Genomic DNA, 25,306 nt, shown 5'->3' on the forward strand with positions numbered 1-25,306 from the left:
AGATTATGCGTGACGCTTGCGGTTGGTGATCAGGGTGCCGACGCCGCTGTCGGTGAAGATCTCCAGCAGAACCGCGTTCGGCACGCGGCCGTCGACGATGTGCGAGCTGTTGACGCCGCCCTGGACCGCTTCCAGCGCGCACTTGATCTTCGGCAGCATGCCGCCGTAGATGGTGCCGTCGGCGATCAGCTCATTGACCTGCTCGGTGGTCAGGCCGGTCAGGACCTGGCCCTGCTTGTCCATCAGGCCGGCGATGTTGGTCAGCAGCATCAGCTTCTCAGCCTTCAGCGCTTCAGCAACCTTGCCCGCCACCAGGTCGGCGTTGATGTTGTACGACTCACCGTTGGCGCCCACGCCAATTGGCGCGATCACCGGGATGAAGTCGCCTTTCACCAGCATGTTCAGCAGGTCGGTGTTGACGCTGACCACTTCGCCGACGTGACCGATGTCGATGATTTCCGGCTGGGTCATCTCTGGGGTCTGGCGGCTGACGGTGAGCTTCTTCGCACGAATCAGCTCGGCGTCCTTGCCGGTCAGGCCGATGGCGCTGCCGCCGTGGCGGTTGATCAGGTTGACGATGTCCTTGTTGACCTGGCCGCCGAGGACCATTTCCACCACGTCCATGGTCGCGGCGTCGGTGACGCGCATGCCATCGATGAAGTGGCTCTCGATCGACAGGCGCTTGAGCAGGTCGCCGATCTGCGGGCCGCCACCGTGCACGACTACCGGGTTGATGCCCACGGCCTTCATCAGCACGATGTCACGGGCAAAGCCGGTCTTGAGCTCTTCGCTCTCCATCGCGTTGCCGCCGTACTTGATCACCAGGGTCTTGCCGACAAAGCGGCGAATGTAAGGCAGTGCTTCGGACAAAACCTCGGCTACATGGGAAGCGGCATCGCGATCGAGGGTCATGCAGGGCTCCTGTAAGGAACAGATAGTCGGTCAGAACGGCAGTTGCAGATCAGGGGCTACCCGCAGCAACTGGGCACGGAAAACATCCTTGATACGTTGCAACTCGGCGGCGCTTTCAGCCTCGAAACGCAGCACCAGCACCGGTGTGGTGTTGGAAGCGCGGACCAGGCCCCAGCCGCTGGCGTAGTCGACCCGCACACCGTCGATGGTGGTCAGGTTGGCTTCGCCCCAGTCGGCGTCGCGTTGCAGTGCATCAATGATGCTGAATTTACCCTCGTCGGTCACATCAATATTGATTTCCGGCGTGGAAATATCGTTCGGGAAGGCGGCGAACAGGTCTTCGGCGTTCTGCGAGGCCTTGCTGAGGATCTCCAGCAGGCGTGCGGCGCTGTAGATGCCGTCGTCGAAACCGTACCAGCGTTCCTTGATGAAGATATGCCCGCTCATCTCGCCAGCCAGCAGCGAGCCGGTCTGTTTCATCTTCTTCTTGATCAGCGAGTGGCCGGTTTTCCACATCAGGGCGCGGCCACCGTGCTGTTCGATCAGCGGGGTCAGGCGGCGAGTGCATTTGACGTCGAAGATGATCTCGGCGCCCGGGTTGCGTTCCAGCACGTCCAGGGCGAACAGCATCAGCAGGCGATCGGGGTAGACGATGTTGCCGGTATTGGTTACCACGCCCACGCGGTCACCGTCGCCGTCGAAGGCCAGGCCGATGTCGGCACCGGTTTCCTTGACCTTGGCGATCAGGTCTTCGAGGTTTTCCGGCTTGCCCGGGTCCGGGTGGTGGTTGGGGAAGTTGCCGTCCACCTCGCAGAACAGCGGGATGACTTCGCAGCCCAGGGCTTCGATCAGCTGCGGCGCGACCACACCGGCGGCGCCGTTGCCGCAATCGACCACGACCTTGAGCTTCTTCGCCAGCTTCACGTCGGCAACGATCTGCTGGAAGTAGCGATCAAGGATCTCGACCTTTTGCACGCTGCCTTCGCCGCTCGGCACGTCGTTGGTCTTCAGGCGGGTCAGCAGGGCCTGAATCTGCTCGTTGGCCAAGGTGTCACCCGCGATGACGATCTTGAAGCCGTTGTAGTCCGACGGGTTGTGGCTGCCGGTGAGCATCACGCCTGACTTGCCGGCCAGCACGTTGGCGGCGTAGTACAGGGCAGGGGTCGGTACCAGGCCGACGTCGCTGACCTGGCAACCGGCATCGACCAGGCCTTTGATCAACTGCTCGACCAGCATCGGGCCAGACAGGCGGCCATCGCGGCCAACGGAAATCTGCGGTTCGCCCTGGGCGATGGTCTGCGCGCCGATGGCGCGGCCGATCCAGTAGGCGGTTTCGCCGTGCAGGGTCTTGCCGACCACGCCACGGATGTCATAGGCGCGGAAGATGCTTTCCGGCAGTGCCGGGACCAGGTGGGCCATGTCGTTCATCTCGGGAAACTCCATTAGTCAAAGGCTTTCTGGGCAGGCGCAAACTGAACGCTTGGACGGTTGAATCGCCAGAGAGTTCGCCATCCTTGGCCTGAACGGTTATTGGTCGGCTCAGTGGCTACCGGAATGGCCGAAGCCGCCCGTGCCGCGCTGGCTCTCGTCGAAGGTCTCGACGATGTCGAAATGTGCTTGTACCACAGGAACCAGGACAAGTTGAGCGATGCGCTCGCCAACGGCGATGGTGAACGGCGTGTTGCCACGGTTCCAGCACGACACCATCAGCTCGCCCTGGTAGTCCGAGTCGATCAGGCCGACCAGGTTGCCGAGCACGATGCCGTGTTTGTGGCCCAGGCCCGAGCGCGGCAGGATCATGGCCGCCAGGCCCGGGTCGCCGATGTAGATCGACAGGCCGGTCGGGATCAGCAGGGTCTGGCCCGGCTCGAGGACGGTGTCCTCTTTCAGCAGGGCGCGCAGGTCGAGGCCGGCGGAGCCCGGGGTGGCGTATTGCGGCAGCGGGAATTCGCTGCCCAGGCGTGGGTCGAGGATCTTGGCTTGAAGAGCGTGCATGTAACTTATTGAACCTGATTGAGCCGTTCGGCGATGAAGGCGACCAGTTGCCGGGCGATCTTGCCCTTGCTGGTCTGCGCGAAGAGAGTCTGGTGCTGCTGGCGGTCGATCACGGTCAGGGCGTTCTCCTCGCTGTTGAAGCCGATGCTGGGGTTGGCCACATCATTGGCGACGATCAGGTCGAGGTTCTTGTCCTTGAGCTTGCGCGTGGCGTAATCGAGCAAGTGTTCGGTCTCGGCGGCGAAGCCGACGCTGAACGGGCGGTCGGCGCGGCCAGCGAGGGTGGCAAGGATATCGGGATTGCGCACCATCTGCAGCAGCATGCCGTCGCCGGTCGTAGGATCCTTCTTGAGCTTTTGCGGGGCGACCACCTCCGGGCGGTAGTCCGCGACCGCTGCGGAAGCAATGAACAGGTCGCACGGCATGGCGGCTTCACAGGCTGCGAGCATGTCCCGCGCGCTGACTACGTCGATACGCTGAACGCGATCGGGCGTCTGCAGGTGCACAGGGCCGGTGACGAGGGTCACCCGAGCACCGGCTTCGGCGGCGGCTTCGGCCAAGGCGAAGCCCATCTTGCCGGAGCTATGATTGGTGATGTAGCGCACCGGGTCGATGTTTTCCTGGGTCGGGCCGGCGGTAATCAGCACGTGTTTGCCGGTCAGCGCCTGGCGCTTGAAGCTTTCTGCGGCGCACCAGGCCAGGTCGGTGGCTTCGAGCATGCGGCCCAGGCCCACGTCGCCACAGGCCTGGCTGCCGGAGGCCGGGCCGAACACCTGGATGCCGCGGCTCTTGAGCAGGTCAAGGTTGGCCTGGGTGGCCGGGTCGCGCCACATCGCCTGGTTCATCGCCGGGGCCACGGCCACGGTGGCGTCGGTGGCCAGCACCAGGGTGGTCAGCAGGTCGTCGGCCATGCCCTGGGCCAGGCGCGCCATGAGGTCGGCGGTGGCCGGGGCGATCAGCACCAGGTCGGCCCACTTGGCCAGTTCGATGTGGCCCATGGCCGCTTCGGCGGCAGGGTCGAGCAGATCCATGTGCACCGGGTGGCCAGACAGCGCCTGCAGGGTCAGCGGGGTGATGAATTCGGCACCACCACGGGTCATGACGACGCGCACCTGCGCGCCGTGCTCCAGGAGTCGGCGAATCAGCTCGGCACTTTTGTAGGCGGCAATGCCACCTCCGACGCCGAGAACGATGCGCTTGCGATACAGCCGCTGCATAGGCTTGCCTTTTTCCAGTGAGAGCGGGCGGCGACGTTTGCAAATGCCTGCGGCAGAACGTCGCATGTACGAGGCGAAATAGATTAACACAGGGCCGAAACGGGCCGCAGCAGGGGCAGGGGAGCGGGGATGAATATCAGGGAGTGGCCGGCTGAAGAGCGGCCGAGGGAGAAATTGTTGCGGCGTGGGGCGGCGGTGCTGTCGGATGCCGAGTTATTGGCCGTATTGCTGGGCTCGGGGGTTGCCGGGCGCAATGTGCTGGATCTGGCTCGGGGGCTTCTGGCGCGCTTTGGTGGGCTCCGGCCGTTTCTTGAGGCTGACCGCGAGGCCGTGCTGCTTGAGCCAGGGCTGGGGCCGGTGAAATATGCGCAGTTGCAGGCGTTGCTGGAGATTGGCAGGCGTTATCTGGACGAGTCCATCGAACGCAAGCCGGTTCTGGAGAGCCCCGCGTCAGTGCGGCGATACCTGAAATCCATGTTGCGTCATGAATCCAGTGAGGTGTTCGGCTGCTTGTTTCTGGATTCCAAGCACCGGCCACTGGCGTTCGAGATCCTGTTCAGGGGCACGATAGACCGAGCGAGCGTCTACCCGCGAGAAGTGGTGCGTCGGGCGCTGCAACACAACGCGGCGGCGCTGATCCTGTGTCACAACCACCCTTCGGGCAACAGTGAGCCGAGCCAGGATGATGTGCACCTGACGCTGTCGCTGAAACGGGGGTTGGCGCTGATCGATGTGCGGGTGCTGGACCACATCATCATTGGCGACGGGGAGCCGCTGTCGATGGTCGAGCAGGGGTGGATTGTGGCTTAGGTCTTCGTATTTGCCCTTTCGCGGGTCAACCCGCTCCCACAGGGACCGCGATACCTGTGGGAGCGGGTTTACCCGCGAAGAGGCCGGAACAGGTTTACTTGCTCGCCGACACCTTGCTGAAATCCAACCGCCCGAACGGACTCACCTGGTACCCCTCGACCCCTTGGCGCAGCAGCGTCGCCGCCGTCGGGTGCGCCAGCGGCACCCACAGCGCCTGCTGCTGGATCAAGGTCTGCGCCTGCTGGTACAGCCGGCTGCGCACGCTCTGGTCGTTGGTGGTGCGCCCGGCGCTGATCAGCTGGTCCAGGCGGGTGTCGCAGAAGCGCGCGAAGTTGGTCCCCGACTGCACCGCCGCGCAGGAAAACTGCGGGCTGAGGAAGTTGTCCGGGTCGCCGTTATCGCCGGCCCAGCCCATGAACAGCAAATCATGCTCGCCAGCTTTGGCCCGGCGGATCAGCTCGCCCCACTCGATCACGCGGATCTCGGCCTTGATGCCGATCTTCGCCAGGTCGGCCTGGAGCATCTGTGCGCCCAGGCTCGGGTTGGGGTTGAGCAGGCTGCCCGACGGCCGGGTCCAGATGGTCGTGCTGAAGCCATCAGCCAGGCCGGCCTTGGCCAGCAACGCCTTGGCCTTGGCCAGGTTCAGCGGGTAGCCAGGCAGGTCCTTGGCGTAGCTCCATGTATTGGGCGGGTAGGGGCCGTTGGCGGCGGTGGCGGTGTCTTCGAACACCGCCTTAAGGTAGCCCTGCTTGTCAAAGGCCAGGTTGATCGCCTGGCGCACTTCAGGCTTGTCCAGCGGCGGGTGCTCGCTGTTGATGGCGACAAAGGCGGTCATGAACGCCGGGGTGGTGGCGACCTTGAGATTGCCGTCCTTGCCAGCTTCGGCGATGTCCACCGGCTTGGGCGACAGGGCCACCTGGCATTCGTTGCGCTTGAGCTTCTGCAGGCGCACGTTGGCGTCAGTGGTGATGGCGAAGATCAGCGGGTCGACCGCCGGCTTGCCGTCGAAGTAATCCGGGTTGGCGCGATAACGCACCACGGCATCCTTCTGGAAGCGCTGGAAGACGAACGGGCCGGTGCCGATCGGTTGGCTGTTGAGCTTCTCCGGGGTGCCATCCTTCATCAGCTTGTCGGCGTACTCGGCCGAGTAGATCGAGGCGAAGCCCATGCTCAGGGTGGCCAGGAAGGTGGCGTCGGCGTGGGACAGGGTAAAGCGCACGGTGTTCGGCTCGGGCGCCTCGATCGACGCGATCAGTTTGTCCAGCTGCAGCGACTGGGCATGTGGGTAGCCGCCCGGGGCAGTCTTGTGCCAGGCGTGGGCGGGGTAGAGCATGCGCTGGAAGCTGAACAGCACGTCGTCGGCGTTCAGTTCGCGGGTAGGCTTGAAGTATGGCGTGGTGTGGAACTTCACCCCGTCACGCAGCTTGAAGTCGTAGGTCAGGCCATCGGGCGATACCGTCCAGCTCTGCGCCAGGCTCGGCACCACCTTGCCCTGGCCCGCGTCAAACTCGACCAGGCGGTTCATCAGCACGTCGGCAGAGGCGTTGGTGGTGGTCAGCGAGTTGTACTGGACCACGTCGAAGCCTTCGGGGCTGGCCTCGGTGCAGACGCTCAGCGGGGCGGCCTGGGCAACGCCCGCGGCGAACAGGGAGGTGAACAATAAGGAAAGGGCGGCAGCACGCATCGTGGCTCCTTGGCTGGTCTATGGCCCATCTGCCGGCGCAGTCTGGAAACGTCCTACCCTAGTGCGCGTTTTCGGAAATGACCACCTTCTTTTTCAGCCGCTTGGCGACGAGCGGTCGACAGTGCGGCGGGCGAGTCGCTATGCTGCTCTCGCGCAATTTGCAGCACACGAATGCTCATCTTCTGTTGTTGCGGCGTAGTCTTTCTGGTATAAAGCAGCGCTCTTTTCTAGGGGCTCGGCCTGTCGCATCAGCGAATCCGGTCGATAAGACCTCCAGAATCACGGCGCCTGGCGCCAAAGACTGAGAGATTAAGCGGCCAACCCATGCCGGGTTGGGCATGTGGTTTTAGAGGGCTGAGTCATGTCGAGAGTCTGTCAAGTTACTGGTAAGGGTCCAGTAACCGGGAACAACATTTCCCACGCAAACAACAAAACCCGTCGTCGTTTCCTGCCGAACCTGCAGCACCACCGTTTCTGGGTTGAATCCGAGAAGCGTTTCGTGCGTCTGCGCGTATCCGCCAAAGGCATGCGTATCATTGACAAGCGCGGCATCGACGCCGTTCTGGTTGATATCCGTAAAGCTGGCGCCAAGGTTTAAGGGAGAACATCATGCGTGAATTGATCCGTCTGGTTTCGAGTGCCGGTACCGGCCACTTCTACACCACCGACAAGAACAAGCGCACCACCCCGGACAAAATCGAGATCAAGAAATATGATCCGGTTGTTCGCAAGCACGTGGTGTACAAGGAAGCCAAGATCAAGTAATTGATCGGCGACCTGAAAAAAACCCGCATCCGAGAGGACGCGGGTTTTTTTATGCCTGTTCGGGGCTCAGGTCATTTTTGCTCGAACATCACATAGATCTTGCGGCACGGTTCCAGCACCTCCCAGGTGCCCTTGAAGCCTGCCGGGATGACAAACCGATCGCCGGTACGCAGGGTCTTGGCTCCGCCATCCTGGTCGCGCAGTACCGAAACGCCCTGCACGATCTCGCAATATTCGTGCTCGGTGTAGTTCACCGTCCACTGCCCCACCTCGCCTTCCCAGACGCCCGCGGCAAACTGCCCGCATGGGCTGGAATAGTGGTTGTAGACAGCCTGGTCCGGCTCGCCCTTGAGGATTTTTTCCGCCGCCGGGCGGTAGCGTTCGGCCTCGGTGAGAACCTGGGCGAAATCGATGATGCTCTTGATGCTCATAGCGGGCTCCTGTGTGTTAAAAAAAATGGACGTAAGTAGGTTTTTTCTCTTTTAGCGTCAATTATATTGATAGTCTACCCTAGCTGGTTTAGGGTGTCGGCAATCTGTTGGCCTTCATCTCGACAGAATTTTCAGCAGTACCTGTAACTCCTCGGTACGGTACTGCTCCTAACAAGAGGAGGAGTTTCGTATGACCACCCTGACCCGTGCGGACTGGGAACAACGTGCCCAGCAACTGAAGATCGAAGGCCGCGCCTTCATCAACGGCGAATACACCGACGCCGCATCCGGTGAAACATTCGACTGCCTGAGCCCGGTCGACGGACGCTTCCTGGCCAAGGTCGCCAGCTGCGACCTGGCCGACGCCAACCGCGCCGTGGAAAACGCCCGTGCTACTTTCGATTCCGGCGTCTGGTCGCAGCTGGCCCCGGCCAAGCGCAAGGCCAAGCTGATCCGCTTCGCCGACCTGCTGCGTAAAAACGTGGAAGAGCTGGCGCTGCTGGAAACCCTGGACATGGGCAAGCCGATCGGCGACTCCTCCAGCATCGACATTCCGGGCGCGGCGCAAGCCATTCACTGGACTGCCGAAGCCATCGACAAAGTCTACGACGAAGTCGCCCCGACCCCGCACGACCAGCTCGGCCTGGTCACCCGTGAGCCGGTTGGCGTGGTCGGTGCCATCGTACCGTGGAACTTCCCGCTGCTGATGGCCTGCTGGAAACTCGGCCCGGCCCTTGCCACCGGTAACTCGGTGGTGCTCAAACCGTCCGAAAAATCCCCGCTGACCGCCATCCGCATCGCCCAGCTGGCGATCGAAGCCGGTATCCCGGCGGGTGTGCTGAACGTGCTGCCAGGCTACGGCCACACCGTGGGCAAGGCCCTGGCCCTGCACATGGACGTCGACACCCTGGTGTTCACCGGTTCCACCAAGATCGCCAAGCAGCTGATGGTTTACGCGGGCGAATCGAACATGAAGCGCATCTGGCTGGAAGCCGGTGGCAAAAGCCCGAACATCGTCTTCGCCGACGCCCCGGACCTGCAAGCTGCTGCTGAAGCGGCCGCCAGCGCCATTGCCTTCAACCAGGGCGAAGTGTGCACCGCTGGGTCCCGTCTGCTGGTCGAGCGTTCGATCAAGGACAAGTTCCTGCCGATGGTGGTCGAGGCCCTCAAAGGCTGGAAGCCAGGCAACCCGCTGGACCCACAGACCACCGTCGGTGCTCTGGTCGACACTCAGCAGATGAACACCGTACTGTCGTACATCGACGCCGGCCACAAGGACGGCGCCAAGCTGCTGGCCGGTGGCAAGCGCACCCTGGAAGAGACCGGCGGCACCTACGTCGAGCCGACCATCTTCGATGGCGTGACCAACGCCATGCGCATCGCCCAGGAAGAAATCTTCGGCCCAGTGCTGTCGGTGATCGCCTTCGACACCGCCGAAGAAGCCATCGCCATCGCCAACGACACCCCGTATGGCCTGGCCGCCGGCATCTGGACCTCGGACATCTCCAAGGCCCACAAGACCGCCCGTGCCGTGCGCGCAGGCAGCGTCTGGGTCAACCAGTACGACGGCGGCGACATGACCGCACCGTTCGGCGGCTTCAAGCAGTCGGGCAACGGCCGTGACAAGTCGCTGCACGCACTGGAGAAGTACACCGAGCTGAAAGCGACCTGGATCAAGCTGTAAATCCAGTGGGGGCCGCATTGCGGCCCCAACAATAGCCGGGGCGGCTCAAACCGCCCCGGCTTCGTCGTTTCTGCTATTCAAGAATTCTGCCTGGGAGGCTGCAATGCGTTGGGGAACCTACTTTGCCGTGCTGGCGTCGGTGCTCAGTGTCGGGCTCGCGCTCGGTGTGAGCATGCCGCTGGTGTCTCTGCGCCTTGAGGCTTGGGGCTACGGTGGGTTCGCCATCGGTGTGATGGCGGCGATGCCGGCGCTGGGCGTGCTGCTCGGAGCCAGCCTGGCCAGCCGCCTGGCCGGCTGGGTCGGCGTACCCTCGGCGATGCGCCTGTGCCTGTGGGGTGGGGCGCTGTCCATTGGCCTGGTAGCGCTGCTGCCAAGCTACCCACTGTGGCTGGCCCTGCGTTTGCTCATCGGCATGTCGCTGACCGTGGTGTTCATTCTTGGCGAAAGCTGGATCAACCAGCTGGTGGTCGAGCAGTGGCGCGGTCGCCTGGTGGCGCTGTACGGTAGCAGCTACGCCTTGAGCCAGCTGGCCGGGCCACTGGTGCTGGGCTTCCTCGGTTCCGCCGATGACTTCGGCTTCTGGGCCGCGACCGGCCTGCTGCTGCTGGCGCCGTTACTGTTGTTGGGCCGCGGTGGTGCACCGAGCACCGAGGCCTGCAGCGTGACCTTCGGCGACCTGTTCGCCTTCTGTCGGCGTTTGCCGGTGATCGCCTGGGCTGTCGCCTTGTTCGCCGCCTTTGAGGCAATGATTCTGACGCTGTTGCCAGTGTATTGCCTGCAGCAGGGCTTCACTACCGAAATTGCCTTGTTCATGGTCAGCACCGTGGTGGTAGGCGATGCGGTGCTGCAGCTGCCGATTGGGGCGCTGGCCGACCACATGTCGCGGCAATCGCTGTTCACCGGTTGTGCGGTGACCTTGATGGTTTCTAGCCTGGCGATTCCGTTGCTGCTCGATACGCCGGTGATCTGGCCTCTGTGGGTGTTGTTCGGCGCCAGCGCCGGCGGCCTGTTCACCTTGTCGCTGATTTTGATCGGCGAGCGCTACCGTGATGATGCCTTGGTGCGGGCGAATGCGCATGTGGCGCAGCTATGGGGTATCGGTTGCCTGCTCGGCCCATTGCTGGCCGGCGCGGGGAGCCAGTGGGTCAGTGGCCATGCGCTGCTGTGGCTGATGGCGGCGGGGGCGGCCGGCCTGGTGGTACTGACCTGCAGGCGCGGAGCGTTCGAGCCAGCCTCGGCCTGAACCTACAACATCTTCTCCAGGCCGACGGCCTTGCTGATCCAGGCATTGAACCGCCGCCAGATGCCACCCGGCTCTGAGGTCAGCATGTGCCGTTGGCCATTGTCCTCGGTCGCCCAGACCAGCTTGTCGCCCACCAGCTTCACCTGATAGCTCAACGCCGGCGCCATGCCCTGCTGGGCCAGCTCGCGGGTGTATTCGGCCAGCTCCGGGCTGTCCACCAGCACGCCGACCTCGGTGTTCCACAGCACCGAGCGGGGGTCGAAGTTGAACGAGCCGATGAAGGTCTTGCGCCGGTCGAACACGATGGCCTTGGTGTGCAGGCTCGAGTCGGAGCTGCTGCCATGGAAGCTCAACCGTGCTGGCGTCGGGTCACCCGGCTGACGACGCAATTCGAACAGCTGTACGCCGTGCTCGAGCAGCGCACGGCGGTAGGGTGCATAGCCGCCATGCACCGCGGGCACGTCGGTGGCCTCCAGCGAGTTGGTCAGCAACTTCACCGAAGCCCCGGCGTCGGCCCGGCCGGTCAGGTACAGCAGGCCCGGCTCGCCCGGTACGAAATACGCCGACATCAGGATCAGCTCGCGCTGCACGCTGGCCAGGTCCGGTGCCAGTTGCTGGCTCAGCAGCAAGTGTGGGTCGGGCTCATCTTCGGCCAGCACCTTGCTCGGTGCATCCCATAGTGCCTGGGCGTGGGCCCAGATCAGCTCGTTGCGCCATACATCCAGGCGCGGCTGCGTCTGATAGGACATGAGCCGGTCGTACAAAGCCTGGCGCTGGACCCGCGCCTGGGCCAGGGATACTTCCAGGCGCTGGCGGCTGGCGCGCAGGTCGTCGGCGCCCGGGGGTTGCCAGAGGAAGTCGGTGATCGGCCGGCTCAGGGCGCTGTTCCAGTACTGGTCGAAGCTGTGCCCCAGTTGCTCGGCCACCGGGCCGACACCGAGCAGGTCGATGTCGGTGAAATTGAGGTTGGGTTCGGCATCGAAGTACTCGTCACCCAGGTTGCGCCCGCCGACGATGGCCATACTGTTGTCCACCAGGAACAACTTGTTGTGCATGCGCCGGTGCTGGCGCGACAGGTTGAACAGGCGGCCGACAGCACGTGTCGCGCCGGTACTGCGCCCCAGGTGCAACGGGTTGAACACGCGGATCTGGATGTTCGGGTGGGCATCGAGGGTGCCCATGATGGTGTCCAGGCCATCACTGGTGGTGTCGTCGAGCAGGATGCGCACGCGTACGCCGCGGTCGGCTGCACGCAGCAGTTCGTGCACCAGGGCGCGGGTGCTCAGGCCATCGTGGACGATGTAGTACTGCAGGTCGATGCTCGCCTGGGCGTTGCGGATCAACTCGGCACGGGCGCGGAAAGCCTCGTTGCTGTTGGGCAGCAGGCGAAAGCCCGAGCGCCCGTCATAGGGCGCGGCCTGGCGCAGCACCGAACGGCCGAAGGCCGATTCGCTGGCGGGTAGCGCCTGGCTGGTTTCGCGGGGCGTGCCGACGCTGGCGCAGCCATTGAGGCCGAGCAGCAGCATCAGCAGCAGAGGCAAGGCTCGCTGCAGTCTCAAGGGTGGATCGTCCTGTACGGCAAAGCGCTAACGGGTTGGACTACGAAAGGCGGCGCAAAGTTACGCCTCGGTGTGGTCTTCATCCAGTAGACGAAGGGCGGTTTCACCGACCTTGCGCACGGCCGCTTCGATCTGCGACGTTGGCCGCGCGGCGAAGTTCATGCGCAGGCAATGGCGGAACTTGCCCGAGGCCGAGAAGATGCTGCCCACGGCAATCTGCACACCCTGCTCCAGTAAAGCGCGGTTCAGCCGCAGCGTATCGAAATGTTCGGGCAATTCCACCCACAGCATGAAGCCGCCCTGGGGCCGGCTGACCCGAGTGCCGGGCGGGAAATACCGGGTCACCCAGTCGCTCATCAGGTCGCGGCCACGCTGGTACTGGCTGCGCATGCGCCGCACATGGGGCTGGTAGTGGCCGGCGGCGATGAAGTCGGCGATCGCCAGTTGCGGCTGGCTGGCGGTGCTGCCAGTGCTGATGTACTTCATGTGCAGCACCCGTTCCAGGTAGCGGCCGGGGGCGACCCAGCCGATGCGCAGGCCCGGGGCGAGGGTCTTGGAAAAGGAACTGCACAGCAGCACGCGGCCGTCATCGTCGAACGACTTGAGGGTGCGCGGGCGTGGGTAGGTGTAAGCAAGGTCGCCATACACATCGTCTTCGAGGATCGCCACATCGTAGCGCTGGGCCAGGCTCAGCAGGGCCTTCTTGCGCGCCTCGGGCATGATGTAGCCGAGCGGGTTGTTGCAGCTCGGGGTGATCTGGATGAGCTTGATCGGCCATTGTTCCAGCGCCAGCTCCAGGGCTTCGAGGCTGATGCCGCTGACCGGATCGGTAGGAATCTCCAGGGCCTTCATGCCCAGGCCCTTGAGGGTCTGCATGGCACCGTGGAAGCTCGGCGAGTCGACCGCGACGATATCGCCCGGCTCGCACACTGCGCGGATGCTGCACGACAGCGCCTCGTGGCAGCCGGTGGTCACCACCAGGTCGGCCGGGCCCAGACGGCAGCCGGAGTCGAGCATCAGCCGGGCGATCTGCTCGCGCAGGCCCAGGTTGCCGTGGATGTTGTCGTAGTACAGGCCCGGCATATCCTGGCGCCGGCTCAGCTGGGCGAGGCTGCGCAGCAGCGGCTTGAGGGTCGGGCTGTCGATGTCGGGCATGCCGCGGCCAAGCTGAATCACGTCCTGGCGTGGGGTGCTGCGTATCAGTTCGAGTACCTGTTCCCATTGCGAGATATCCACCGGGCGTTGGGCCGGGCGGCTGACCGCGGGCAGGGCAGGGAGGTGGCGGTGGTCGCTGACGAAGTAGCCGGACTTGGGGCGTGGCGAGACCATGCCGCTGTCTTCGAGCATGCGGTAGGCCTGCTGCACGGTGCTCAGGCTGACGCCGTGCTCCACGCTCAGGGCGCGTACCGATGGCAGGCGTTGGCCGGGGCGGTAGAGGCCTTGTTCGATGCGCGCACCGAGCAGTTCGGCGAGGTTCAGGTAGAGGGTCACGGCATACTCCTACGCTTCTTGTAGGAAGCGACCAGTACAGTTGCGTGGAAAATACAGCATTCAGGCGTCAGACGGCCAATTCTGTATGGGAATAATAAGCCTGTATTGGGTCTGTATTGCCGGGCCTGTCGCCGCGCATGCTTTCTCTACGGTTACACACTGAATGGGAGAGAGCAGCGATGGGTGGCATGAGCGATGTGCGCTTGCAACTGTTGGCCAAGGAACTGGACGCCGGGCAGCAGACCAAGGTTTTCAACGCACCGGCAGGGCTCGGGCGTTGGGGGCTGATGCTGCATCGCTGGCACACCCGCCGGGCCCTCCTGCAGCTGGATGATGAGCAGCTGCGGGATATCGGGCTGAGCTGGGAGCAGGCGCGTACCGAGGGGCGCAAACCCTTCTGGAGAGACTAGGAATCCGGGGCCTCAAACCAGCTCTTTGAGCCGATGCCAGAGCATCCCCAGGGCCAACATTGGCGAGCGCAGGTGCTTGCCGCCGGGGAAGGTGACGTGCGGCACCTTGGCGAACAGGTCGAAACGCCCGCTTTCCTGGCCGCTGATGGCTTCGCCCAGCAGGCGCGCGGCCAGGTGGGTGGCGTTGAGGCCGTGGCCCGAGTAGGCCTGGGCGTAATAGACATTCGGCTGGCTGGCCAGGCGGCCGACCTGGGGCAGGCGGTTGGCGCCAATGCCGATCATGCCGCCCCACTGATAATCGATGCGCACGTCTGCCAGCTGCGGGAACACCTTGAGCATCTTCGGCCGCATGTAGGCTGCGATGTCCTTGGGGTCGCGCCCGGAATAGTGGCAGGCACCGCCGAACAGCAGGCGGCGGTCGGCCGACAGGCGATAGTAGTCCAGCGCCACGCGCTGGTCGCACACGGCCATGTTCTGCGGCAGCAACTGATGGGCGCGTTCTTCGCTGAGTGGCTCGGTGGCAATGATGTAGCTGCCGGCTGGCAGCACCTTGCCGCCCAGCTCGCGGTTGAGGTCGTTGTGGTAGGCGTTGCAGCACAGCACCAGGGTCTTGGCCCGCACCCGGCCCTGGGCGGTGTGCACCTGCACTTCAGGGCCGTAGTCGATGCGCGTGACCTCGGACTGCTCGAACAGCTTGACGCCCAGGCGACTGGCCACAGCCGCCTCACCCAGGGCCAGGTTGAGTGGGTGCAGGTGGCCCGAGCCCATGTCGATCAGGCCGCCGACATAGCTATCGGAGCCCACCACGCTGTGCATGTCGTCCTTGCCGACCAGGCGCAGTTCGTGGCGGTAGCCCAGGCTGCGCAGTTCATCGGCATCCTCGGCAAAGCCCTTCAGCTCGTCGGGTTTGTTGGCCAGGTCACAGTAGCCCCAGGTCAGGTCGCAGGCGATGGCGTGGCGCTCGACCCGTTCGCGGACGATCTCCACCGCTTCCAGGCCCATCAGCCTCATGCTGCGTACGCCTTCCTCGCCGATCACCGGAACAAACTGCTCCAGGCCGTGGCCGACGCCGCGAATCAGCTGGCCGCCATTGCGCCCGCTGGCGCCCCAGCCGAGCTTGCGCGCTTCCAGGAGGATCACAGAGAAGCCGCGCTCGGCCAGTTCGATGGCCGTGTTCAGCCCCGAATAGCCCCCGCCGACGATACACACGTCAGCGCTGTGCTCACCTTGCAGGAAGGAATGGTCCGGGTGGGGCGCGCTGCTGGCGGCGTAATAGGAGGCGGCGTGCTGCGCGCTGTGGATCATGGGCGAAGTCCTGTTGCTGTGTTGAAAGTGGCAGAATAAGCCGTGGCCTGATAATTGGCCTTATAATTCAGCCTGATTTAAATTTCATTTGTTTATCCGGCCATGTCCTGCAACCGTCACAAGATCCACTTCCTGCGCGAACTCATTCCTTCATTCGAATGCGAGCCCGGCTGCCACGACTGCTGCGGCCCGGTCACCACTTCGTCCGAAGAGATGGCCCGCCTGCCGCGCAAGACCCAGGCCGAACAGGACGCCGCGCTAGAGCACCTCAACTGCGTGCACCTGGGCCCCAACGGCTGCACCGTCTATGAAGAACGGCCGATGATCTGCCGCCTGTTCGGCACCACGCCACGCATGGCCTGCCCGCGCGGTCGTGGCCCGGACCCGATGATCGAGCCCGAAGCCGAGCAACTGGTCCACCAGTTCATCGCCAGCACTCGCCAGGTGCTGGTCTAGCCTCAGTCCGGGATAGGCAGGCAGAGGCTCTCTTTCACCTCTTCCATCACGATGTAGCTCTTCGACTCGCGCACGTGTGGCAGTTTCAGCAGGATGTCGCCGAGCAGCTTACGGTACGAGGCCATTTCCGAAATGCGCGCTTTCACCAGGTAGTCGAAGTCGCCGGACACCAGGTGGCACTCCAGCACATGGGGCAGCTTGAGCACCGCACGGCGGAACTCCTCGAAGGTGTCGCCGGACTTGTAGTCCAGGCTGATTTCCACGAACACCAACAGGCTGCCCTTGAGGTGCTGCGGATTCAGCCGGGCGTTGTAGCCCATGATAATGCCCTCGCGCTCCAGGCGGCGTACGCGCTCGGTGCAGGGGGTGGTGGACAGCCCGACTTTCTCGCCCAGTTCGGTGAAGGAAATTCGCCCGTCATTCTGCAGGATGCGCAGGATGTTGCGGTCGATCTTGTCCAGTTCACGCTTGCTCTGGTGCTGGGTTCTCATAGGGGATGCCCCTCCGTGAAAGGCGATTTTGCCGAGAATTCTCGCCAATAATAGGCTTTTATATAGTGAATTGCACTGGTCTCAGATTCTTATACTGCGCGCATCAATGCCATATCAACAAAATAGCGGTGCGCCGCGTGCGAGGGATGAACGATGCGAGTATTGGTACTTGGTAGCGGTGTGATCGGTACCGCCAGTGCCTATTATCTGGCCCGGCAAGGCTTCGAGGTGACCGTGGTCGACCGCCAACCGGCAGTGGCCCTGGAAACCAGCTTCGCCAACGCAGGCCAGATCTCGCCCGGCTATGCCTCGCCCTGGGCCGCCCCAGGCGTGCCGCTGAAAGCCATCAAGTGGCTGCTGGAGCGCCACGCGCCCCTGGCCATCAAGCTGACCGGTGATGTCGACCAGTACCTGTGGATGGCGCAGATGCTGCGCAACTGCACCGCCAGCCGCTACGCGGTGAACAAGGAGCGCATGGTGCGCCTGTCCGAGTACAGCCGTGACTGCCTCGACGAGCTGCGTGCCGAAACCGGTATTGCCTACGAAAACCGTAGCCTGGGTACTACCCAGCTGTTCCGCACCCAGGCCCAGGTGGACGCCGCGGCCAAAGACATCGCCGTGCTCGAACAGTCTGGCGTGCCTTACGAGCTGCTCGACCGCGATGGCATCGCCCGTGTCGAACCGGCCCTGGCCGGGGTGAAAGACATCCTTGCTGGTGCCCTGCGCCTGCCCAACGACCAGACCGGCGACTGCCAGCTGTTCACCACCAAGCTCGCTGAAATGGCCGTGAATCTGGGTGTGGAATTCCGCTTCGGTCAGGACATCCAGCGCCTGGACTTCGCCGGTGACCGCATCAACGGCGTATGGATCGACGGCAAGCTGGAAACCGCCGATCGCTATGTGCTTGCCCTGGGCAGCTACTCGCCGCAGATGCTCAAGCCACTGGGCATCAAGGCTCCGGTGTATCCGCTCAAGGGTTACTCGCTGACCGTGCCGATCACCAATGCCGACATGGCGCCGACCTCGACCATTCTCGACGAGACCTACAAGGTTGCGATCACCCGTTTCGACAACCGCATCCGCGTGGGCGGCATGGCTGAAATCGCCGGTTTTGACCTGTCGCTGAACCCGCGTCGACGTGAAACGCTGGAGATGATCGTCAACGACCTTTATCCTCGCGGCGGCGACCTGAGCCAGGCCAGCTTCTGGACCGGCCTGCGCCCGGCGACCCCGGACGGTACGCCGATCGTGGGTGCCACCGCGTTCCGCAACCTGTTCCTCAACACCGGTCACGGTACGTTGGGCTGGACCATGGCGTGCGGTTCCGGCCGCCTGCTGGCCGACCTGATTGCGCGCAAGAAGCCGCAGATCAGCGCCGAAGGCCTGGACATCTCCCGGTATGGCAACAGCCCGGAAATCGCCAAGCACGGCCAGGCCGCGCCTGCCCACCAGCAGTAAGGTCGCCTGTACCGGCCTGTTCGCGGCTAAAGCCGCTCCCACAGGTGTGTGCGATCCCTGTAGGAGCGGCTTTAGCCGCGAAGAGCCCAACACCGTTTTCAACCTGTGAATCACCATAAGGCAGCCGCCATGCGTCCCGCCCGCGCCCTGATCGACCTGCAAGCCCTCCGCCATAACTATCGCCTGGCCCGTGAACTGTCCGGTGCCAAGGCCCTTGCCGTGGTCAAGGCCGACGCCTACGGCCATGGTGCCGTGCGTTGTGCCCTGGCCCTGGAGCCCGAAGCCGACGGCTTTGCTGTGGCCTGCATCGAAGAAGCGTTGGAGTTGCGCGCCGCCGGCATCAAGGCCCCGGTGCTGCTGCTCGAAGGTTTTTTCGAAGCCAGCGAGCTGGCGCTGATCGCCGAGCACGACCTGTGGTGTGTGGTGCATTCGCTGTGGCAGCTCGAAGCCATCGAGCAGACCCAGGTGCACAAGCCGCTGACCATCTGGCTCAAGCTCGACAGCGGCATGCACCGTGTCGGCCTGCACCCCAAGGACTACCACAACGCCTACCAGCGCCTGCTGGCCAGCGGCAAGGTTGCGCGCATCGTGCTGATGAGCCACTTTGCCCGCGCCGACGAGCCGGAGGCCGACGCCACCGCCCAGCAGATCGCCGTGTTCAACGCTGCCCGCGAAGGCCTGGCCGCCGAATGCAGCCTGCGTAATTCGCCCGGCGTACTGGCCTGGCCGCAGGCCCCGAGCGACTGGGTGCGCCCAGGCATCATGCTGTACGGCGCCAGCCCTTTCGAAGCCGAGCAGCCCCAGGCCGCACGCCTGCAGCCGGTGATGACCCTGCAATCGCGCGTCATCAGCGTGCGCGAGTTGCCTACCGGTGAGCCGGTAGGCTACGGTGCCAAGTTCGTCAGCCCGCGCCCGACCCGCGTTGGTGTGGTCGCCATGGGCTATGCCGACGGCTACCCGCGCCACGCGCCCACTGGCACGCCGGTGATGGTCGCCGGCAAGCGTAGCCAGCTGATTGGCCGCGTGTCGATGGACATGCTCTGCATCGACCTCACCGACGTGCCCGAAGCCACTGTCGGCAGCCCGGTCGAGCTGTGGGGCAAGCAGGTGCTGGCCAGTGATGTGGCCATGCAGGCTGGGACCATTCCCTACCAGATCTTCTGCAACCTGAAACGCGTGCCGCTGGACTATTACGGCGAATAAGGCGCCGAAGCGGACAGCTTGAGGGGCGGTGTGTTGTAAATACTGAACGGCATTGCCATGATATCGTTCACATTCACCCCGCCATCTCACCGTTTCAGGAGGCGCAAGCTTTGGACGTCGGCGAACGACTGCAAGCCATCCGCAAGCTCAAGGGCCTGTCCCAGCGGGAACTCGCCAAGCGCGCGGGGGTGACCAACAGCACCATCTCGATGATCGAGAAGAACAGCGTGAGCCCCTCGATCAGCTCGCTGCGCAAGGTGCTCAGCGGCATCCCCATGTCGATGGTCGAATTCTTTTCGGTGGAGCTGGAGGCCGAAAGCCCGGCACAGATCGTCTACAAGGCCCATGAGCTGATCGACATCTCCGACGGCGCAGTGACCATGAAGCTGGTCGGCAAGTCGCACCCCAACCGCGCTATCGCCTTCCTCACCGAGGTCTATCCACCGGGTGCCGACACCGGCGCCGAGATGCTCACCCATGATGGTGAAGAAACCGGCATCCTGCTCGAGGGCAAGCTCGAACTGGTGGTGGGCAACGAGATATTCGTCCTCGAAGCGGGCGACAGTTATTACTTCGAAAGCACCCGCCCGCACCGCTTCCGCAACCCGTTCGACGCGCCTGCGCGGCTGATCAGCGCGGCTACCCCTTCGAACTTTTGATCCAGCGCAGTGCATTGCTTCGGCAATACCCCTTTCCTGAGTAGGGTCGTTCCACGGTTTCCGGGTTCCCGCTATACTTTTCAACGCTCGCATTACCGTGGCCGCGGGCGTGATTAGCCACCATGAGGGTGTTCGCGTGAACCAAATCAAGAAGATGCTGGCCGTACCAGCAGCCGTATTCGCCCTTTGGGCAATGAGCGCAACCGCAGCGACCAACGATGAGCTTGCCAAACGCCTTGAGCCGGTCGGCCAGGTATGCGTGCAGGGCCAGGAATGCAAGGGCATGGAAGTGGCCGCCGCAGCAGGCGGCGGTGGGGCCAAGACCCCGGATGAGGTGATTGCCAAGCATTGCAACGCCTGCCACGGTACCGGCTTGCTGGGGGCACCGAAGATTGGCGATACGGCCGCGTGGAAAGAGCGCGCTGACCATCAGGGCGGCCTGGACGGGATTCTGGCCAAGGCCATTACCGGCCTGAACGCCATGCCGCCGAAGGGCACCTGCGCGGACTGCTCGGATGATGACCTGAAAGGGGCCATCAAGAAGATGTCCGGGCTTTGAGCCCCAGATGAATTGCACAAGGCCCGCCTTCTTTGGCGGGCTTTGTTTTTGGGTTGCCTGTGCCGGCCCTTTCGCGGCTAAAGCAACCAACCCCCTTGAGGCCATGTCCAACCCCTGACCCCATGGAAGATTCAGGAGGCCCCGATGCACCTCTGCTCCATCGACCAGGCAGTAGAGCATGTTCTCTCCCGCCTGCCAGCCCACATCCACATGGGCCTGCCGTTGGGCCTGGGCAAACCCAACGCGTTCGTCAACGCATTGTACGCTCGGGTCCGCGAACTCCCTGAGCGTCAACTGACCATCTACACCGCCCTGTCCCTGGGCTGCCCACCCCTGGGCGACGGCCTGCAACGGCGCTTCCTTGAACCCTTCGTCAAGCGCGTGTTCGCCGACTACGAAGAGCTCACCTACCTCGCCGACCTGCGCAACGACAGCCTGCCGCCGAACATCCGCGTCGAGCAGTTCTTCATGCAACCCGGCAGCCTGCTGCACAGCGAAACCGCCCAGCAGGACTACATCAGCAGCAACTACAGCCACGCCGCGCGTGACATCAACGCCAAGGGCCTGAACCTGGTCGCCCAGCTGGTCGCTGCCACGCCGGACAAGCCCGTTCACCTGAGCCTGGCCTGCAACCCCGACATCACCCTCGACCTGCAGCCGATGATCGCCAAGCGGCGTGCGGCAGGGGAAACCATCCTCATGCTCGGCCAGGTTCACAGCGAGTTGCCCTACATGCCGGGCGATGCGGAGCTGCCGATTGATGCGTTCGACCTGTTGATCGACGAAGCGGAGCAGCGCCGACTGTTTTCTACCCCGAATATGCCGGTCACCACCCAGGACCACTGCATCGGTTTGCATGCAAGTTCGCTGGTGCGCGATGGCGGCACCCTGCAGATCGGCATTGGCGCCATGGGTGATGCGCTGGCGGCAGCGTTGCTGGCGCGCCAGGGCGACAACGAGGGCTACCGGGCTTTGCTCGACGAGCTGGACGTTGGCCCTTGGCAGGCGCTGATCGAGCGAGAAGGGGGGCTGGAGGCCTTTGCCCAAGGCTTGTACGGCTGCAGCGAAATGTTCGTCAACGGCCTGTTGGCGCTGGCCGAGGCGGGTGTGGTGCGGCGCCCGGCGGATGAGCAAGGTGTGCTGGTGCATGGTGGCTTCTTCCTCGGTCCGCAGGCGTTCTACCAGCGTTTGCGCGAGATGCCGCTGGAGCAGCGTGCCCGTTTCGCCATGACCCGCATCAGCTTCATCAACGAACTGTACGGGCAGGAAGACCTCAAGCGCCGCCAGCGCCGCGATGCGCGCTTCGTCAACACGGTGTTCGGCATGACCCTGCTCGGCGCCGGGGTAGCCGACCAGCTGGAAGACGGGCGGGTGCTCAGCGGGGTGGGCGGGCAGTACAACTTCGTCGCCCAGGGCCATGCGCTGGAGGGCGGGCGCTCGATCCTGCTGCTGCGCAGCTGGCGTGAGGCGGGTGGTGAGGTGACTTCCAACCTGTTCTGGAACTATGGCCACTGCACCATTCCCCGGCACCTGCGCGATATCGTGGTGACCGAGTACGGGATCGCCGACCTGCGTGGGCAGACCGACAGCGAAGTGATTGCGCGGCTGTTGGCGGTGAGTGATTCGCGGTTCCAGGGTGAATTGATGGAGCAGGCCAAGCGTGCCGGCAAGCTGGCGCGCGACTTTCAGCTGGATGCGCGGTTTACCGACAATACGCCTGAGCGGCTGGAAGCGATCAAGGCGCGTCATGGGCGGTTGTTCCCGGAGTATCCGTTGGGTACGGATTTCACGGCAGAGGAACGCGACCTGTTGCGGGCGCTGAACTGGTTGAAGAGCAAGTTCAAGCTGAGCGAAGTGTTGGAGCTTGGCAAGGCGGCACTGGAAGCGCCGGGGCCGGAGGGGTATGAGGCGCACCTGGTGCGGATGCAGCTGGAGAAGCCGAAGGGGTTGAAGGAAGAGCTTTACCAGCGGTTGTTGCTGGCGGGCTTGCAGGCCGCAAAACCAACCTGAAGGCACACCGTCCTCTGTGGGAGGGGGTTTACCCGCTCCCACAGAGATCGCGTGTGGGCTTACTCGATGAAGCTGACCACACCGCCTTCCAGCGACTTCACCCGGGCCAGCGATTCAACGCGGTAGCCCTGGCTGTCCAGCTCGGCACGGCCGCCCTGGAACGACTTCTCGATGACGATGCCCAGGCCGGCAACGGTCGCACCGGCCTGCTTGATGATCGAGATCAGCGCCTGCGACGCCTTGCCGTTGGCCAGGAAGTCGTCGATCACCAGCACGCGGTCACTGCTGTTGAGATGGCGCGGCGAGATGGCCACGGTATTCTCGGTCTGCTTGGTGAAGGAGTACACCGAGGCGGTCAGCAGGTTCTCGGTCAGGGTCAGCGACTGGTGCTTGCGCGCGAAGATCACCGGTACGCCCAGCTTCAGGCCGGTCATCACCGCCGGGGCGATGCCCGAGGCTTCGATGGTGACGATCTTGGTCACGCCGGCATCGGCGAACAGGCGGGCGAATTCGTCACCGATCAGCTGCATCAGCGCCGGGTCGATCTGGTGGTTGAGAAACGCGTCGACTTTGAGAACCTGATCGGAAAGCACGATGCCTTCTTCGCGAATCTTCTGATGCAGTGCTTCCACTGTGTATTCCTCGATGTAACAAAGGTGGCCGCTAAAAGCGGCAGAGTTAAAGAGTAATGGTTGATCAGCGTTTGAGCATCGCCCGGATATCGGCCAGGGCGTTGTTGCCGCGTGCGGCCTTCACCTCGACCGGCGCGTCGTCCAGGCCTTCCCAGGCCAGGTCGTCCGGTGGCAGTTCGTCGAGGAACCGGCTTGGCGTGCAGTCGATGATCTCGCCGTACTGCTTGCGCTTGGCGGCGAAGGTGAAGGCCAGGGTCTGGCGCGCGCGGGTGATGCCCACGTAGGCCAGGCGGCGTTCCTCTTCGATGGTGTCGGCCTCGATGCTGGAGCGGTGGGGGAGGATTTCCTCCTCCATGCCCATGATGAACACGTAAGGGAATTCCAGGCCCTTGGAGGCGTGCAGGGTCATCATCTGCACACCTTCGGCGTTTTCTTCCTCTTCCTGCTGGCGCTCCAGCATGTCGCGCAGCACCAGCTTGCCGATGGCGTCCTCGATGGTCATGTCACCCTCTTCGTCCTTCTCGAGGGTGTTCTTCAGCGCTTCGACCAGGAACCAGACGTTGCTGATGCGGAACTCCGCCGCCTTGTCGCTGGCGGTCTGCTGGCGGATCCAGTTCTCATAGTCGATGTCGCGGATCATCTCGTGCAGCGCGGCAATCGGGTCTTCCAGGGCGACCTTGTGGCGCACCCCGTCGAGCCAGTGCTTGAAGCGCTGCAGGCGCTCGGTGTAGCGGGCATCCAGGTGCTCGCCCAGGCCCAGCTCCTCGCTGGCGGCGTACATCGAGATGCCACGCTCGGTGGCGTAGTTGCCAAGCTTTTCCAGGGTGGTCGAGCCGATTTCCCGGCGCGGCACGTTGATCACCCGCAGGTAGGCGTTGTCGTCGTCCGGGTTCACCAGCAGGCGCAGGTAGGCCATGAGGTCCTTGACCTCCTGGCGGCCGAAGAAGCTGTTGCCGCCCGACAGGCGATACGGCACCTGGTGGTGCTGCAGCTTCAGTTCGATCAGCTTGGCCTGGTAGTTGCCGCGGTAGAGGATGGCGAAGTCGCTGTACGGGCGGTTGGTGCGCAGGTGCAGGGTGAGGATCTCCATGGCCACGCGCTCGGCCTCGGCGTCCTCGTTCTTGCAGCGGATCACGCGGATCTCGTCGCCTACGCCCATCTCGCTCCACAGCTGCTTTTCAAACGCGTGCGGGTTGTTGGCGATCAGCACGTTGGCGCAGCGCAGGATACGGCTGGTGGAGCGGTAGTTCTGTTCGAGCATGACGATCTTCAGGGAGGGGTAGTCCTCCTTGAGCAGCATCAGGTTCTCGGGGCGCGCGCCACGCCAGGCGTAGATCGACTGGTCGTCATCGCCCACCACGGTGAACTGGTTGCGCATGCCGATCAGCATCTTCACCAGCAGGTACTGGCTGGCGTTGGTGTCCTGGTATTCGTCCACCAGCAGGTAGCGCACGCGGTTCTGCCAGCGCTCCAGCACTTCAGGATGCTCCTGGAACAGCTTGACCGGTTGCAGAATCAGGTCGTCGAAGTCCACGGCGTTGAACGCCTTGAGCGTGCGCTGGTAGTGGGTGTAGACGATGGCGGCGGTCTGCTCGCGCGGGTTGCGCGCTTTTTCCAGGGCTTCGGCGGGCAGGATCAGGTCGTTCTTCCAGGCACCGATCATGTTCTTGATCTCGTCGATGCCGTCGTCGCCGGAGTATTCCTTCTGCATGATGTCCGACAGCAGCGCCTTGATGTCGGACTCGTCGAAGATCGAGAAGCCTGGCTTGTAGCCCAGGTGCTGGTGCTCCTTGCGGATGATGTTCAGGCCCAGGTTGTGGAACGTGCACACCGTCAGGCCCCGGCCTTCCCCCGGACGCAACAGGGTGGCGACCCGCTCCTTCATCTCGCGGGCGGCCTTGTTGGTGAAGGTCATCGCCACGATGTACTGGGCACGGATGCCGCAGTTCTGGATGAGGTGGGCAATCTTGCGCGTGATCACGCTGGTCTTGCCGGAGCCCGCACCGGCGAGCACCAATAGAGGGCCGCCGACGTAGTCACGGGCTTCCTGTTGCCGGGGATTGAGTCGGGACATGCTAGAAACCGGGGGTCGCCAGAAAATAGCCGCGCATTCTAACAGGCATGGGCCACTTGTGGCGCGACCGTCTGACGTTTGAGTCAGACTTTTGTTCAGGGATAAGCATTAGCGAAACTAATGCTATTCACCGAAAAAATCGTAATTGCCGGTTGGACGACTTTCCCGCAGGATGCACGTCAAAATGCGACGGGAGGCACTGTAGGCAAAGGATATGTCTAAAAGTGAAAATCATTTTCATTTATGCAGTAGCATGTC

23 protein-coding genes and 1 pseudogene are annotated in these 25,306 nt (G+C 63.5%); 12 read left to right on the plus strand and 12 right to left on the minus strand.

From position 1 onward, the window contains the following. Positions 1-3: 3 nt before the first annotated feature. The 4 genes and pseudogenes from argB to coaBC form a co-directional block, all read right to left on the minus strand. Positions 4-912, minus strand: a complete 909-nt coding sequence (gene argB, locus F6X59_RS26455; protein WP_103448477.1) for an acetylglutamate kinase — start codon at positions 910-912, stop codon at positions 4-6. A 30-nt stretch (positions 913-942) separates the two neighbouring features. Beyond that, positions 943-2,316: pseudogene (locus F6X59_RS26460) on the minus strand (phosphomannomutase/phosphoglucomutase); the annotation flags it as partial. Positions 2,317-2,451: 135 nt separating this feature from the next. Beyond that, positions 2,452-2,907 (minus strand): dUTP diphosphatase, encoded by a 456-nt coding sequence (dut, locus tag F6X59_RS26465; protein WP_152959037.1) that lies wholly within the window; start codon positions 2,905-2,907, stop codon positions 2,452-2,454. Between the two features lie 5 nt (positions 2,908-2,912). Further along, a complete protein-coding gene (gene coaBC / locus F6X59_RS26470; RefSeq protein ID WP_054886763.1) occupies positions 2,913-4,124 on the minus strand; it encodes a bifunctional phosphopantothenoylcysteine decarboxylase/phosphopantothenate--cysteine ligase CoaBC in 1,212 nt (403 codons plus the stop codon). A 129-nt stretch (positions 4,125-4,253) separates the two neighbouring features. On the opposite strand from coaBC, the gene radC reads away from it, so the two are divergent. Further along, a complete protein-coding gene (gene radC, locus F6X59_RS26475) occupies positions 4,254-4,934 on the plus strand; it encodes a DNA repair protein RadC (protein WP_152959038.1) in 681 nt (226 codons plus the stop codon). Positions 4,935-5,028: 94 nt separating this feature from the next. Here radC and F6X59_RS26480 read toward each other — a convergent pair whose 3' ends face one another. Next, positions 5,029-6,618: an ABC transporter substrate-binding protein gene (locus F6X59_RS26480; RefSeq protein ID WP_152959039.1), complete on the minus strand. Its 1,590-nt coding sequence runs from the start codon at positions 6,616-6,618 to the stop codon at positions 5,029-5,031. A gap of 361 nt (positions 6,619-6,979) precedes the next feature. On the opposite strand from F6X59_RS26480, the gene rpmB reads away from it, so the two are divergent. Both rpmB and rpmG read left to right on the plus strand, forming a co-directional pair. Further along, complete coding sequence (rpmB, locus tag F6X59_RS26485; RefSeq protein ID WP_003253504.1) at positions 6,980-7,216, plus strand: 50S ribosomal protein L28; 237 nt, start codon at positions 6,980-6,982, stop codon at positions 7,214-7,216. 11 nt (positions 7,217-7,227) lie between these two features. Then, positions 7,228-7,383, plus strand: coding sequence for a 50S ribosomal protein L33 (gene rpmG, locus F6X59_RS26490; RefSeq protein ID WP_003253507.1), 156 nt, complete (start codon positions 7,228-7,230; stop codon positions 7,381-7,383). 71 nt (positions 7,384-7,454) lie between these two features. Here the strand turns inward: rpmG and F6X59_RS26495 are convergent, their stop codons facing one another. Beyond that, positions 7,455-7,814: a cupin domain-containing protein gene (locus F6X59_RS26495; protein WP_152959040.1), complete on the minus strand. Its 360-nt coding sequence runs from the start codon at positions 7,812-7,814 to the stop codon at positions 7,455-7,457. A 190-nt stretch (positions 7,815-8,004) separates the two neighbouring features. On the opposite strand from F6X59_RS26495, the gene F6X59_RS26500 reads away from it, so the two are divergent. Together F6X59_RS26500 and F6X59_RS26505 are read left to right on the plus strand one after the other, a co-directional pair. Continuing rightward, positions 8,005-9,498 (plus strand): aldehyde dehydrogenase, encoded by a 1,494-nt coding sequence (locus tag F6X59_RS26500; RefSeq protein ID WP_060507675.1) that lies wholly within the window; start codon positions 8,005-8,007, stop codon positions 9,496-9,498. A 103-nt stretch (positions 9,499-9,601) separates the two neighbouring features. Further along, entirely contained in the window at positions 9,602-10,741 is a 1,140-nt protein-coding gene (locus F6X59_RS26505) for an MFS transporter (protein WP_152959041.1), read from the plus strand. A gap of 2 nt (positions 10,742-10,743) precedes the next feature. Here the strand turns inward: F6X59_RS26505 and F6X59_RS26510 are convergent, their stop codons facing one another. Then, the gene (locus tag F6X59_RS26510) at positions 10,744-12,300 is read right to left on the minus strand and encodes a phospholipase D family protein (protein ID WP_152959042.1); all 1,557 of its coding nucleotides are present in this window, start codon (positions 12,298-12,300) and stop codon (positions 10,744-10,746) included. Positions 12,301-12,360: 60 nt separating this feature from the next. Further along, on the minus strand, positions 12,361-13,791 hold the full coding sequence (locus F6X59_RS26515) for a PLP-dependent aminotransferase family protein (protein WP_346653334.1): 1,431 nt from the start codon (positions 13,789-13,791) through the stop codon (positions 12,361-12,363). Positions 13,792-13,970: 179 nt separating this feature from the next. Here F6X59_RS26515 and F6X59_RS26520 point away from each other — a divergent pair, with 179 nt between their 5' ends. Then, on the plus strand, positions 13,971-14,201 hold the full coding sequence (locus tag F6X59_RS26520) for a DUF1127 domain-containing protein (protein WP_152959043.1): 231 nt from the start codon (positions 13,971-13,973) through the stop codon (positions 14,199-14,201). A gap of 12 nt (positions 14,202-14,213) precedes the next feature. Here the strand turns inward: F6X59_RS26520 and F6X59_RS26525 are convergent, their stop codons facing one another. Next, positions 14,214-15,506: an FAD-binding oxidoreductase gene (locus F6X59_RS26525; RefSeq protein ID WP_152959044.1), complete on the minus strand. Its 1,293-nt coding sequence runs from the start codon at positions 15,504-15,506 to the stop codon at positions 14,214-14,216. A 102-nt stretch (positions 15,507-15,608) separates the two neighbouring features. Here F6X59_RS26525 and F6X59_RS26530 point away from each other — a divergent pair, with 102 nt between their 5' ends. Next, positions 15,609-15,962 (plus strand): YkgJ family cysteine cluster protein, encoded by a 354-nt coding sequence (locus F6X59_RS26530; RefSeq protein ID WP_110639854.1) that lies wholly within the window; start codon positions 15,609-15,611, stop codon positions 15,960-15,962. A 2-nt stretch (positions 15,963-15,964) separates the two neighbouring features. Here the strand turns inward: F6X59_RS26530 and dadR are convergent, their stop codons facing one another. Next, complete coding sequence (gene dadR / locus F6X59_RS26535; protein WP_003258963.1) at positions 15,965-16,453, minus strand: transcriptional regulator DadR; 489 nt, start codon at positions 16,451-16,453, stop codon at positions 15,965-15,967. 153 nt (positions 16,454-16,606) lie between these two features. Here dadR and dadA point away from each other — a divergent pair, with 153 nt between their 5' ends. The 5 genes from dadA to F6X59_RS26560 all read left to right on the plus strand — a co-directional run bounded on the left by dadA (position 16,607) and on the right by F6X59_RS26560 (position 22,342). Next, a complete protein-coding gene (dadA, locus tag F6X59_RS26540) occupies positions 16,607-17,911 on the plus strand; it encodes a D-amino acid dehydrogenase (protein WP_152959045.1) in 1,305 nt (434 codons plus the stop codon). Between the two features lie 129 nt (positions 17,912-18,040). After that, complete coding sequence (alr, locus tag F6X59_RS26545; RefSeq protein WP_152959046.1) at positions 18,041-19,114, plus strand: alanine racemase; 1,074 nt, start codon at positions 18,041-18,043, stop codon at positions 19,112-19,114. Between the two features lie 110 nt (positions 19,115-19,224). Beyond that, on the plus strand, positions 19,225-19,773 hold the full coding sequence (locus F6X59_RS26550; RefSeq protein ID WP_152959047.1) for a cupin domain-containing protein: 549 nt from the start codon (positions 19,225-19,227) through the stop codon (positions 19,771-19,773). A 154-nt stretch (positions 19,774-19,927) separates the two neighbouring features. After that, entirely contained in the window at positions 19,928-20,332 is a 405-nt protein-coding gene (locus F6X59_RS26555) for a cytochrome c5 family protein (protein ID WP_152959102.1), read from the plus strand. Between the two features lie 144 nt (positions 20,333-20,476). Then, positions 20,477-22,342, plus strand: coding sequence for an acetyl-CoA hydrolase/transferase C-terminal domain-containing protein (locus F6X59_RS26560; RefSeq protein ID WP_152959048.1), 1,866 nt, complete (start codon positions 20,477-20,479; stop codon positions 22,340-22,342). A gap of 59 nt (positions 22,343-22,401) precedes the next feature. Here F6X59_RS26560 and F6X59_RS26565 read toward each other — a convergent pair whose 3' ends face one another. Further along, complete coding sequence (locus F6X59_RS26565; RefSeq protein WP_003253535.1) at positions 22,402-22,974, minus strand: xanthine phosphoribosyltransferase; 573 nt, start codon at positions 22,972-22,974, stop codon at positions 22,402-22,404. Between the two features lie 64 nt (positions 22,975-23,038). Next, the gene (gene rep, locus F6X59_RS26570; RefSeq protein WP_152959049.1) at positions 23,039-25,048 is read right to left on the minus strand and encodes a DNA helicase Rep; all 2,010 of its coding nucleotides are present in this window, start codon (positions 25,046-25,048) and stop codon (positions 23,039-23,041) included. Between the last annotated feature and the right edge of the window lie 258 nt (positions 25,049-25,306).

It is taken from the genome of Pseudomonas sp. MN1F (assembly GCF_009391885.1).
In the GTDB taxonomy this organism is placed as follows: domain Bacteria; phylum Pseudomonadota; class Gammaproteobacteria; order Pseudomonadales; family Pseudomonadaceae; genus Aquipseudomonas.